This window comes from Streptomyces sp. NPDC046831, assembly GCF_040645305.1.
In the GTDB taxonomy this organism is placed as follows: Bacteria; Actinomycetota; Actinomycetes; order Streptomycetales; family Streptomycetaceae; genus Streptomyces.
This window is the reverse complement of the sequence record NZ_JBEYXZ010000002.1, coordinates 39,959-51,859: the sequence shown is the minus strand read 5'-3', so window position 1 is coordinate 51,859 and position 11,901 is coordinate 39,959. Positions and strand designations below refer to the sequence as shown.

Genomic DNA, 11,901 nt, shown 5'->3' with positions numbered 1-11,901 from the left:
GCGCCCGCTGGTCGACGACGGCCTCCAGGAGCGTCGACGAGGCGCTGTTCCGCACCGTGTTCACCGTCTCCCGCGACGAGGCGGTGGAGGCGCTGCGTCGTCATCGGCCGGACGGTGGCCTCGACGTACTCGACGTACTCGACGAGCCGGCGCAGCGACACCCGCTCCGGGCAAGCGGGGCCCTGGTCGACGCCTGGCCGCGGTCGCCCTCTCCGGGCGCGTGGCGGACCCCGAGGCCGAGGGGTTCGCGGCGGTGCGCGAGCAGCTGTCCCGGATGGCGGCCGCCCGCACGCGCGCGGGCCTGAGCCCGGTGCAGCCCGGGGCACCGGGCGGGTGCGGGCGGCACAGCGGCGAGGTCCCGCACGGCCGGACCCCGGCCGTGCGGGAGACGGGGCCCCGGCCGTGCGGGGGCGGCGGACCGCAAGGACCCGCTCCGGGCTCGGGGGCACGCGGAGCACCACCGCACCGCCATGCTCCGGGGAATCGGACCTGTCGCGCGGGTGCGCCCGCCGGCGGACCGGGAACCCGGTGTCCGCGCCGACCCGCCGGGACCGTTCCCCGAGCCGAACGGAGGGCAACCGAGCGGCCCGCCGGCCCGCCGGCGCCCCGGCCTGCGCACGGGGAGACCGCGACCGGCCGGGTCCGTGGGGAAAACGGCGAATGTCCTGGTGATGTGCGGAAAGACGTGCGCTGAAGACGTTCCGCCGCTCGGCGTGTCGTGCCGTCGGCCGCGGGCCCTGCGAGACGATGGGCGCTCCTGCACAGAGCCGGGAGGCCGGGCCCGGAAGGAGGGCGTCGTGGAGCAGCGGGTCACACCGGAGCGGACCGGTGAGACCGAGGTGGCGGTGACCGGAGGCGGCGGCGCGGACCGCGGACGGGCCCCCGCCGACGCCCGGCGCCGCATCCCCCGTACCGACGTCCTGCTCGGCGATCCGCGCCTGGTGGACGCGGCCCGGCGGCTCGGACCCGGCGCGGTGAAGGCGGCGGTACGGCAGGCGCAGGAGCAGGCGCGCACCGGAACCCTCCCGCCCGAGCGGGTCGCGGACACGGCGGTCGCCCTGCTGCCGCGCACCGCCGGCGGGCTGCGGGCGGTGATCAACGCCACCGGGGTGCTGCTGCACACCAACCTCGGCCGGGCGCCGCTGTCCGCCGCCGCCCGGCAGGCGGTGGGGGAGGCCGCCGGGTTCACGGACGTCGAGCTGGACCTCGGCACCGGGGTGCGGGCCCGCCGGGGCCGCACCGCCCTCGAAGCGCTGGCCGGCCGGGTGCCGTCGGCGGCGGCCGCGCACGTCGTCAACAACGGCGCCGCCGCGCTCGTCCTCGTCGCGACCGCGCTCGCCGCGGGCCGGGAGATCCTCATCAGCCGCGGCGAGATGGTCGAGATCGGCGACGGCTTCCGCCTGCCCGACCTGCTGGTCTGCACCGGGGCCCGGCTGCGCGAGGTCGGCACCACCAACCGCACCACCGCCGCCGACTACGCCGCCGCGATCGGCCCCGACACGGCGTTCGTGCTCAAGGTCCACCCCTCCAACTTCCTCATCACCGGGTTCACCCGCGCCGCCGAGACCTCCGAACTGGCGGCGCTGGGCGTCCCGGTCGTCGTCGACATCGGCTCCGGGCTGCTCGCCCCCCACCCGCTGCTGCCCGACGAGCCCGACGCCGAGACCCAGCTGCGGGCCGGCGCCTCCCTCGTCACCGCGAGCGGCGACAAACTGCTCGGCGGACCGCAGTGCGGTCTGCTCCTCGGCGAGCAGCCGCTGGTGCGGTCCGTCTCCCGGCATCCGCTCGCCCGCGCCCTGCGCGTGGACAAGCTGACCCTGGCCGCGCTGGAGGCCACCCTCACCGGCCCCGCGCCCCCCACCGCCACGGCCCTCGCCGCCAACCCGGAGCAGCTGAGGCGCCGGGCCGCCCGGCTCGCCTCCGCGCTGCGCGCCGACGGCGTCGACGCGCACGCCGTCGACAGCGTCGCCACCGTGGGCGGCGGCGGTGCCCCCGGCGTGACACTGCTCAGCGCCGCGCTGTCCCTGCCGGAGCGGTACGCGTCCGCGCTGCGCACCGGGCCGACGCCCGTCGTGGGGCGCGTCGAGGCGGGGCGGTGCCTGCTCGACCTGCGGGCGGTGCCGGCCGACGACGACGAGCGACTGGCCGGTGCCGTGCGCGCGGCCGGGGAAGGGTAGGAGCCATGCGGGTCCTGGCCACCGCCGGGCACGTCGACCACGGCAAGTCCGCCCTCGTGCGGGCCCTGACCGGGATGGAACCCGACCGGTACGAGGAGGAGCGGCGCCGGGGACTGACCCTCGACCTCGGGTTCGTGTGGACCAGGCTGGGACCGGACGGCGAGCACCTCGCCTTCGTGGACGTCCCGGGCCACGAGAGGTTCGTCGCCACCATGCTCGCCGGGGTCGGCCCCGTGCCCGCCGTGCTGTTCGTGGTCGCCGCCGACCAGGGCTGGCAGCCGCAGTCCCAGGAGCACCTGGAGATCCTCGACGCGCTCGGCGTGCGGCACGCCCTGCTCGCGGTGACCCGGAGCGACCTGGCGGACCCCGAGCCCGTGCGCGCCGACGCCGTCGAGCGGCTGGCCGCCACCTCGCTCGGTACCGTGCCGTCCGTCGCGGTCAGCGCGGTGACCGGTGCCGGCCTCGACGCCCTGCGCACCGAACTGGGCCGCCTGGCGGACAGCCTGCCCGTGCCGCCCGCCGACGCAGACGTGCGGCTGTGGCTGGACCGGGCCTTCTCCGTGCGCGGCCACGGCACGGTCGTCACCGGCACCCTCGGCTCGGGCACCCTGCGGGTGGGCGACCGGCTGGTGACGGGGGACGGGTCGGCGGCGCTGCGGGTCCGCGGGCTGCAGTGCCTGCACGAGACCAGGTCCGCCGTCAGCGGGGTCGCACGCGTGGCGGTCAACGTGCACGGCGCCCCGGAGGGCCTCCTGCGGCGCGGGCAGGTGCTGCTGACCCCGGAGCGGTGGCTGCCGACCGATCTCGTGGACGTCCGGGTCGTCGGCGAAGCGGTCGGCGACCTGCCCCGCACGGTCACCCTGCACATCGGCACGGCCGCGGTCCCGGTGACCGTCCGCCCGCTGGGGAAGGACACCGCCCGGCTGACCCTGGACCGGGCCCTGCCGCTGCGCGTCGGGGACCGGGCGGTGCTGCGCGAACCGGGCGGCGGGCACGTGCCCTCGGCCGTGACCGTGCTGGACGTGCGGCCTCCGCGGCTGGCCCGGCGGGGTGCGGGACGCGCCCGGGCCGAGGAACTCGCGGGTATGACCGGCCGTCCCGACGGCCGGGCGGAGCTGCGGCGGCGCGGGCTGATCCGGCGCTCGCAGCTGCTTGCCATGGGCGTGCCGGCGCCCACCGAGCCCGTCGCCGGGGACTGGCTGGCCGACGAGGCCCACTGGAGCCGTCTGCGTGAGCGGCTGGCCGCCGAGGTGGAGCGGTACGCCGCCGGCCACCCCCTGGAGCCGGGCCTGCCGGCGGAGGCGGCCCGGCGCCTGCTCGGTCTGCCCGACCGGGCCCTGGTCGACGCGCTCGCCGCGACGCCGGGGGAGCCGCGCCTGCTCGCCCGCCAGGGCCGGCTCCACGGCCCCGGAAGCCGGCGGCCGACCCTGCCGCCACCGCTCGAGAAGGCCGTCGCCGCCGTACGCCGGGATCTGCAGAAGGCCCCCTTCCGCGCGCCGGAGGCGGGCCGTCTGACGGAACTGGGGCTCACCCGCAAGGCGCTGGCCGCGGCGGTGTCGGCGGGGGCGCTGCTGCGGATCGCCGACGGCATCGTGCTGCTCCCCGGCGCGGAGGCGCAGGCGGCCGCCGTACTGCGCCGGCTGCCGCAGCCGTTCACGCTGAGCGAGGCACGCCGCGCCCTGGACACCACCCGCAGGGTGGCCGTCCCCCTGCTCGAACGGCTCGACGCCGAGGGATACACGCACCGCGTGGACGACCAGCGCCGGCGCTGCCGGGCGGGGGAGGGGAACGGAGGCGGACGGGAATCGAACCCGCCTGCCCGAGATCCTCGGGCACCTCGGTTTTGAAGACCGGGAGGGCCACCAGGCACCCACACGCCTCCACCGCCCGTCAGGCTACAGGACGCCCCGGGACCCGCCCGGCACCGGCCACGCTGCGACCCGGCACCGGCCACGCCCTGCCATTGGGCGCCGCCGCCCGCCGGCCGGCGCGGTGTCACCGGTCGGCAGGCGGCCCGGCCTTGCGGCCGTCCCCGGCCGCCGGTTCTGCGGCCGGGGACGGCCGCAGAACCGGCGCGGGACATCGCCCGGGCGGGCCGAGCCATCGCTTTCACACGTTCGACGAGGCTCCACGGCGACACCCGGAGTCCCGTTCCTCACCCCATCCGCTTCAGCACCCCACAGGAGGCCGACCATGACCGCGACGCACGGGACGCCGGTACGGCTCACGCAGTTCGCGCACGGCGGCGGATGCGCGTGCAAGATCCCGCCCGGTGAGCTGGAGGACGTGCTCGGAGGCCTCGCGGCCACCCTTCCGGCCGCGAGCGACACGCCGCTCCTCGTCGGCCTGTCCACCGGTGACGACGCCGCCGTCGTCACCCTGCCCGCGCAGGGCGGCGCGGCCGCGCAGGCGATCGTGTCCACCGCCGACTTCTTCACCCCCGTCGTCGACGACCCCTACGACTGGGGACGCATCGCCGCGGCCAACGCCCTGTCCGACGTGTACGCGATGGGCGGACGGCCCGTGCTCGCCGTCAACCTGCTGGCGTGGCCCCGCGACGTCCTGCCGTTCGACCTGGCGCGCGAGGTGCTGCGCGGCGGCCTGGAGATCGCCACCGAGGCCGGCTGCCACGTCGGCGGCGGACACAGCGTGGACGACCCCGAGCCGAAGTACGGCATGGCCGTGACCGGACTTGCCGATCCGCAGCGGCTGCTACGCAACGACGCCGGCCGTCCCGGGGTGCCGCTGTCCCTGACCAAGCCCCTCGGACTGGGCGTGCTGAACAACCGGCACAAGGCCACCGGCGAGCGGTTCGAGCAGGCGGTCGCCACGATGGTCGCCCTGAACCGGGACGCGGCGGCCGCGGCCCTGGCGTCCGGCGCCACGTGCGCCACCGACGTCACCGGCTTCGGCTTCCTCGGGCACCTGCACAAGACGGCCCGGGCCTCCGGTGTGACCGCCGTGGTCGACACCGCCGCGGTGCCGTACCTGGACGGCGCCCGCGAAGCCGTCCGGGACGGCTATGTCAGCGGCGGCACCAGGCGCAACCTGGAGTGGGTCGCGCCGTTCACCGACTTCGGGGACACGGACGCCGACACCCGCCTCCTGCTGGCCGACGCCCAGACCTCGGGCGGACTGCTCGTCGCGGGGGAGGTGCCCGGCGCCCCCGTGGTCGGGGAACTCGTCCCACGCGGCTCCCATTCGGTCGTTCTCAGGTGAGGTCGCGCGCCGCACACGGTCACCGCCCTCCCCGTCCCCGCCGCGCCCGACTTCTCACCGAGGGGACGGTGCGCCGTCGCCGGTCACGGCCGGTAGCCGGGGGCCGTGATCCGGCCGTCCGCGTCGTGGAAGCCCAGGGCGTCGACCGCGGCGGCGAGGTGCGCGAAACCGCTCTCCCGCCCGGGCACCCACCGTGTCAGGCCTTCGAGGTCGAGCAGGTGGCGCACCTCGGGATCGGCGTAGGACATGGACAGCAGCAGGTCCGCGAGCCGGTCGGCGGCGGCCGCGTCGAGCGACGGCCCGGCCGGCAGTGCGCAGTGGTCGTACGGCGCCGTGCGGGTCAGCGTCCTGGTGGCGCCCGGCGGCAGGATGCCTTCCTGGCCGAGGAGGAGGTGGCCGGCGTCCAGCATGCAGGCCGCGGCCGCCTCGCCCGCGATAAGGGCGCGGGCCGCGTCGCGCTCCCCGCCGACGTGGTCCCCGTGCAGACCGACGCCGGTGTCGTGGCGCAGGACGTCGAAGTCGGCGCCCGCCGTCAGTCCCAGCTGCGCCAGGTGGTGCAGGGGCAGCAGGGGCGCCTGCGGCCAGGTGGTCGGAGGTTCCTACGCGCTCCTGGCTGCCGTCGTACCCACCGGCTGCGCCTCCGGCAGTGACACCGGCACGCACCACACGCCCCGCTGTAGGGCACGCACTGGTTAGGTAGGTTCGCGCCGCGCAGGTCCGCGTGTCCCAGGTTCGCGCCGGGCCGTGTGGTGCCGGCCAGGCCCGCGCCGGGCAGATGCGCGCCACGCAGTGAAAACCGCGAGTTCCGGCTCAATTGCACCGTCGCAGCTCGAAATTCCGTTACCGTCGCTGCTCACGGTCGCGCGCGGCCCGGAGGTCCGGCAGGTACTCTGAATTCGCCCAGGCAGGTCGAGATCGTGGCTGAGCACTGAAAGGAGCCGGGGTGTCCTCGCCGACTGCTGGAAGAGATGGTCGGTCCGCAGCCGACCGCAGCCGCGAACAGTTCGACTGGTACGTCAAAAAGAGACGCCGAAAGCAGCTGGAAGAGCTGACGGCGGAGAACCCGGTCGCGGTGCGCAAGATTGATCAGTGGGTCATTAACACAATTCTCGTCGAGCGCGAGGAACGCAAGCTCGCAACCTGGACGGGTGCGCCCATCCCGCCCGAGGAGCCGGTGCACGAGGTGATGATCAACCTGGTGTCGGGCCAGGCTGCCGCGCGCGGCGCCACTGTTCCGAAGTCCGAACGGGCCCGGGCGATCGAGGCGCGTCAAGCCGATGCCGAGGTCTACCTGCGGAGCATCCGGGCGGACCTCGAACGCCGAGGCATCGAAGCCCGGAAGGAGTTCTGGCTGACTCACAGCCTGCTCGCCACGCTGACATCGTCCGAAGTACTGGCGATGGCGGCGCGAGACGATGTCAGCAGTATCAACAGCAACAAGCCGCGCCACGTAGAGGCGCTCGACTTCAGCCGGCCGCACATCCAGGCGGATGTCCTGCCTCCCGGTACCACCGGCGCGGGCATCTCCGTGGCGGTCGTCGACACCGGCGTCGACGACACCCATCCCGCGCTAGCAGGCATCGTCGGCCCGCAACAGGACATGACCGGTTCCGCGGTAAAGCGCGACGACCGGGGCCACGGAACTCATTGCGCGGGGGTCGTAGCGAGCCAGAACGCGACATATCGCGGCATCGCCCCCGGAGCGACCATTGTCGACATCCGCATTATGGACGACAAAGGGGACGCTACTCCGGAATGGGCGGTCGAGGGGTTGATCGCTGTGGCGACCTCCAGCGCCGACGTCGCCAGCAACAGCTGGGGGTACCGACTCAGCGACGGCGAGTGGTACTGCGACGGTGGCACCTGCGTGGTGTGCACCGGAGCCGACGGTCTGGTGAGCCTCGGCGTGGTGGTCGCCGTCGCATCCGGAAACGAAGGCACCGAATTCTGGGGGGACCCCTTCCCCACAATCCGCTGTCCCGGTAACGCACACAGGGTCATCACCGTCGGTGCCACCACCGCCGACGATTTGATCGCGGGATTCTCCAGCCACGGCTCCACGCCGGACGGCAGGCCGAAGCCGGATGTCGCAGCACCGGGTGTCGCCATCGCCTCCGCGCGGGCGGCGGGAACCGGAAAGCCGGAGGACGTCGTCGCGCCGGGTTTCATCAACAAATCCGGCACCAGCATGGCGACCCCACACGTGGCAGGTCTCGCCGCGCTCATCCTGGACAAGAACGACACCCTGACTCCCAGCGCGGTCAAGAAACTCATTGTCACGAACACGCCGGGAGTGATTGGCCTTTTTTGGTACGGCAGGATCGACGCACTCGCGGCGGTCACCGCCACACCGCCGCCACTGTGACGGCGCGGAACATCACCGGTCGGAAACCGTCAACGAGGAGAGACGTTCATGTCCGACGACTTCGCGCCCCGAGCCGCAAGCGTCACCCCGAACGACAAGGCACTGGCGATCCATGTGAAACGTGGGGTCACGAACTTCCGGACGGACAACCCGGTGGAGTTCCAGGAGATGGTGAACGAGTTCGACGGCCGCAAGGCCAACCTGGCTGTGCTCGGATTCGGCCGGATTAACGTCCGTGTCGGAGGTGGTGACGTCCTGATCGAGCCGGGGCTCGGATCGGATGAGATGATGCATGGCGCCGTGTATCTGGAGGCCGCGCAGGCGATCGCGAGCGGCGTCCTCACACCACTTCAGGCCTACTTCCGGGGAGATGTCATCGTCCGGGCTCCGGCAGGCGACCTGCACAACGGCTATGGCTTCTTCGTCAGATTCGCCGAACTAGCCTTCGCGTCTGCGAGGCTGCGCGCACAGCTCGATGAGCTGCGCGATGCATTCCTCTAGGATCTTGCCGCCTCCGATCGACAACGGGTGGGCCGCGCGGCTCGACCACGCCATGGACAAGGCGGTGAGCGGACAGGATGAGGGCCTGGGCCGGATCGCCGGCGAGTTGATTCGTCACGGCGGCAAGCGGCTTCGCCCGCAGTTGCTGTTCCTCTCCGCGAGCCTCGGCGAGGCCGACGAAGCACTGCTCATGCACGCCGCCGCCGCGATCGAACTCATGCACATGGGATCGTTGCTGCACGATGACGTGATGGACGGTGCGGCGACGAGACGCGGAGCACCGAGCGTGAATTCGCTGTGGGGCAACGCACGTGCCGCCACTACGGGAACGCATGTGCTCGGCTGTGCGATGGCCGAGCTGGCGCACCTGCCGCGCGACTCGATGTCCGCCATGACGGAAGCGGCGTTTACGGTGTGCAGCGGCCAGCTCCGGGAAACCGAGCACGTTTACGACGTGGAACTGGCCACGGACGAGCATCTCGAGATCATTCGCATGAAGACGGCCACGCTGTTCGGCCTGCCATGCCGGCTCGGTGCGGAGCTGGCCGGCTGCGCGCCCGGACACGTCGATGCACTCTTTCGCTTCGGGCAGGAACTGGGGATCGCTTTCCAGCTCACCGACGACCTGCTCGATCTCGTCGGCGAATCGGCCAGCCTGGGCAAGCCGACAGGGGCCGATCTCCGCGTCGGCGTGTTCTCCTACTCGGTTCTCCTTGCGCTGCGGCAGGACCCGGGCGGGCGGCTGGCGGCGCTGTTGCGTCACGAAAACCTCACGGCGCGCGAGGCGGCCGAGGCGGCAGGGCTGGTGCGGGTCAGCGGCACCGTGGACGTGACGCGCAAACTCGCGCGCGCGTATGCCGCTCGCGCCGCCGCCGCACTCGCCGAGCTCCCGGAGTTCCCCGGCCGCGACGCGCTCGCGGACATGCCCCGACGTATCGCGAGCCGAGTGGAATGAACGTGCCGAATTGCTACGACGCGGTGGTGGTCGGCGCCGGGCCCGCGGGCAGCGCAACTGCCTACCATCTCGCGGTCCGGGGCCGCCGGGTCCTGCTGCTCGAGGCGCAGTGCTTCCCGCGGGACAAAGTGTGTGGTGATGCGCTGACGCAGCGTGCGGTCCGGGTCCTCGCCGCGATGGGTGTCCTCAGCTCCCTGCCCCACGCAAAACGGATGCGGGGCGCGCGGGTCCACATGCGCGGTCATGGCTGGCGCGATTTCACCTACGACGCCTATCTGGGCGCCGACAGCCACTGCCTCGTCGTGCCGCGCGTCGTGCTCGACGAGGCCATCTGTGGCCGCGCCGTGGCGGTCGGCGCCGAACTCTGGGAAGGGGCCGCGGTCACAGCCCCGATCGTCGAGGACGGACGAGTCGTCGGGGTACGGGTATGCCGTGCCGGCCGTCTCATCGACGTCCGGGCGGCCGCGGTCGTCGCGGCCGATGGTGCACGGTCGCTGCTGGCGCGCGCCGTCGGTCTCATGCCCGAGGGCGGCCTTGGCGTCGGCGTCCGCGGCTATCTGACCGGTCTCGACAAACTGCTGGATCTGCAAGAGGTCTTCTTGCCGCTCGACGACGTAACCGGGCGGGATCTTCTGCCGTCGTTCGGCTGGATCAATCCGACGGGCGCGTCGGAAGCGAACGTCGGCGTCGGGTTGTTCCGTTCCGGTTACGAAGGCCGCGCGGATCAAGTGTTGCAGCAGTTCCTCACTCGGTTGAGCAGGTTCGGCGGCCCGTTGCGCGGAAAGTGGGCTAAGGCACCGTTTCGCCTCGACTTCTCACCCGGACGCTGCGTTGCCGACGGCATCCTCCTCGTCGGTGATGCCGCTGCGCTGGTGAACCCGTTCACGGGGGAGGGCATCAGCTACGCGCTTGAGTCCGGAAGGACGGCGGCCGAGGTCATCGACCGCGGATTGACCCACGATCCCGCGCGTCCGAATCTGCTGGACTATGCACTGCTGCTGGAGAGCTCGTACTCCGGGTGGCTGGCGGCCGGCCGCCGGTCGGCGCACCGGTACCAGTTCGTCTGGCGGGTCCTCGAGAGCACGTTCAACAGTGAGCGCGCGCCGTTCGCGCTGTGCCGCCGGGCGCTGCTCCTGCCCGAGGGGATGGGTGAACTCAGGGCGAACCGTACGATCGACGACGTGGCCGCACTGGTGGCGCCAGGGGTCGACGTACGCACCGATCTGCTCGGCGTCGGTGAGCTCATGACGAGCGCCGTCCGCGACGAGTGGCCCTTCCTGGCCCGTCTGGCTACGTCGAGCTGGGGCGATCCCGGCGTCCCGTTCCGGCCGGCACTGTTGTTGCTACTGGCAAGCCATTTCGGCGATCCTCGCACGCGCTGCCGCATCAAGTTGGGCGCCGCGATCGAACTGAGCGCCTTGGCGGCGCTCGCGCAACTCGGTGTCGAGAACACGCCGACACCGCACTCCAGATGGGGAAACAGGTTCGCCATCCTGGTCAGCGATCTACTGATGTCGAAATCCTTGCACCTCGCCACCGACGGCGGCCCTCAGGCGCTGGAACTCATTTCCCGCGCCGTCACGAAGGTGTGCACCGGCGGAATTCGCGAGCGGCAACACGCATTCGACGTGCGGGTAACCGAGGACGATCATCTGTCGCTGGTCGAGTTGCAGACCGCATCGTCATTCGAGTTGCCGTGCCAGCTCGGCGCCGTCGCGGCTGGAGCCGATCCAGAACATGTCAGAGCACTGGCGAGCTACGGCCGTGCGCTCGGCGTCGCGTTCCGACTGACGGAGGACATCCGTATTCTCACCGGGGGCGCACGCCCGGTAGACAACGCCGCGGGCGCCGCACTGCGCGAGGGCACGCTGGCGCACCCCGTTCTGGTCGCACTGCGGCGCACGCAAGGTAGGTTGGCGAGCCTGATTCTTCGTGGGTGCTTGACGGCGGACGATGTCGACGAGGCGGTTGCAATCGTCCGCGACAGCGGAGCCCTCGACGTGACCCGTGCGCTGGCGCGGGAGCAAGCCGACCGGGCGGCGGACGCGCTTGAGGCACTGCCGGAGGGTCCCTCGCGCGCATCGCTGTTCGCGCTGATCGACTATGCGGTCACGCGACAGGTTCCGGAACGACCGGATCTGGCGCGCCGTTCGGGTGATCCGGAGCTGTAGAGCCACAGGCCGGTCGTCGCTGTGGGGTGGGGCATGGTGATCCGTGGCTTTCTCGAAGAGGGTAGTCAGGCCGCCGTACCGAAGCCCTCGACACGCAGATCCTGGTCGCGGAGCTGGGTGAAGTCGACATCGAGTTTCGGATCGTACGCCTCGGGCTGGATGCCGAGTTCATGGGTGGAGTGCTCGCGGAAGCGGCGGATGTGCTGGTCAGGTAGGGCGAGAGATGTGGGCCAGGTCATCGGGTCCATGACGCGGCCCTCCTCCTTGAGCTGGCGGACGATCTCGGCGATGTCGAGGGCGTTGTGGAAGATGACCGCGTTGGTGAGCAGGGCATTGAACTTCGTGATCTTCTCCTGCCAGGGCAGTTCCGGCGTCGGGACTGGTGGGCTCGCATGTTGCGGTGTCGCCTATTCGCGAGCCGCTCGACGCGCCGGACACGGTGAGTGATCGCTTGGGGATCGTGGTGGCCGCGAGCAATTACCAGAGCCAGCGGTCGAGGAACTCGGCCCAGAT

At 72.3% G+C, this 11,901-nt stretch carries 8 protein-coding genes, 1 tRNA gene and 2 pseudogenes; 8 read left to right on the top strand and 3 right to left on the bottom strand.

The genetic code is table 11. The features are described from left to right. Window positions 1-44: 44 nt before the first annotated feature. The 3 genes and pseudogenes from ABZ920_RS02125 to ABZ920_RS02115 all read left to right on the top strand — a co-directional run. Window positions 45-307 (top strand): annotated as a pseudogene (locus ABZ920_RS02125) (hypothetical protein); the annotation flags it as partial. 538 nt (window positions 308-845) lie between these two features. After that, complete coding sequence (selA, locus tag ABZ920_RS02120) at window positions 846-2,177, top strand: L-seryl-tRNA(Sec) selenium transferase (RefSeq protein ID WP_361498347.1); 1,332 nt, start codon at window positions 846-848, stop codon at window positions 2,175-2,177. A 5-nt stretch (window positions 2,178-2,182) separates the two neighbouring features. Further along, a pseudogene (locus ABZ920_RS02115) lies at window positions 2,183-3,931 on the top strand (SelB C-terminal domain-containing protein); the annotation flags it as partial. Between the two features lie 35 nt (window positions 3,932-3,966). Here ABZ920_RS02115 and ABZ920_RS02110 read toward each other — a convergent pair. Beyond that, window positions 3,967-4,059: transfer RNA gene (locus ABZ920_RS02110), tRNA-Sec, on the bottom strand. Window positions 4,060-4,370: 311 nt separating this feature from the next. On the opposite strand from ABZ920_RS02110, the gene selD reads away from it, so the two are divergent. Beyond that, window positions 4,371-5,396: a selenide, water dikinase SelD gene (selD, locus tag ABZ920_RS02105; protein WP_361497758.1), complete on the top strand. Its 1,026-nt coding sequence runs from the start codon at window positions 4,371-4,373 to the stop codon at window positions 5,394-5,396. A gap of 83 nt (window positions 5,397-5,479) precedes the next feature. On the opposite strand, the gene ABZ920_RS02100 is transcribed toward selD, so the two are convergent. Then, complete coding sequence (locus tag ABZ920_RS02100) at window positions 5,480-5,956, bottom strand: PhnD/SsuA/transferrin family substrate-binding protein (RefSeq protein WP_361498345.1); 477 nt, start codon at window positions 5,954-5,956, stop codon at window positions 5,480-5,482. A gap of 383 nt (window positions 5,957-6,339) precedes the next feature. Here ABZ920_RS02100 and ABZ920_RS02095 point away from each other — a divergent pair, with 383 nt between their 5' ends. Genes ABZ920_RS02095 through ABZ920_RS02080 form a run of 4 tightly spaced genes read left to right on the top strand, consistent with a single transcriptional unit; the run spans window position 6,340 to window position 11,388 of the window. Further along, a complete protein-coding gene (locus ABZ920_RS02095; RefSeq protein ID WP_361497755.1) occupies window positions 6,340-7,761 on the top strand; it encodes a S8 family serine peptidase in 1,422 nt (473 codons plus the stop codon). A gap of 48 nt (window positions 7,762-7,809) precedes the next feature. Next, window positions 7,810-8,262 carry a hypothetical protein gene (locus ABZ920_RS02090; protein ID WP_361497752.1) on the top strand — a complete coding sequence of 151 codons (453 nt, stop codon included), beginning with the start codon at window positions 7,810-7,812 and terminating at the stop codon, window positions 8,260-8,262. 4 nt (window positions 8,263-8,266) lie between these two features. Continuing rightward, window positions 8,267-9,217, top strand: coding sequence for a polyprenyl synthetase family protein (locus tag ABZ920_RS02085; protein ID WP_361497749.1), 951 nt, complete (start codon window positions 8,267-8,269; stop codon window positions 9,215-9,217). Continuing rightward, a complete protein-coding gene (locus ABZ920_RS02080) occupies window positions 9,214-11,388 on the top strand; it encodes a geranylgeranyl reductase family protein (protein ID WP_361497746.1) in 2,175 nt (724 codons plus the stop codon). Before ABZ920_RS02085 ends, ABZ920_RS02080 begins: the two co-directional genes overlap by 4 nt. 65 nt (window positions 11,389-11,453) lie before the next feature. Here ABZ920_RS02080 and ABZ920_RS02075 read toward each other — a convergent pair whose 3' ends face one another. Continuing rightward, complete coding sequence (locus ABZ920_RS02075; RefSeq protein ID WP_361497743.1) at window positions 11,454-11,636, bottom strand: hypothetical protein; 183 nt, start codon at window positions 11,634-11,636, stop codon at window positions 11,454-11,456. Window positions 11,637-11,901 lie beyond the last annotated feature (265 nt).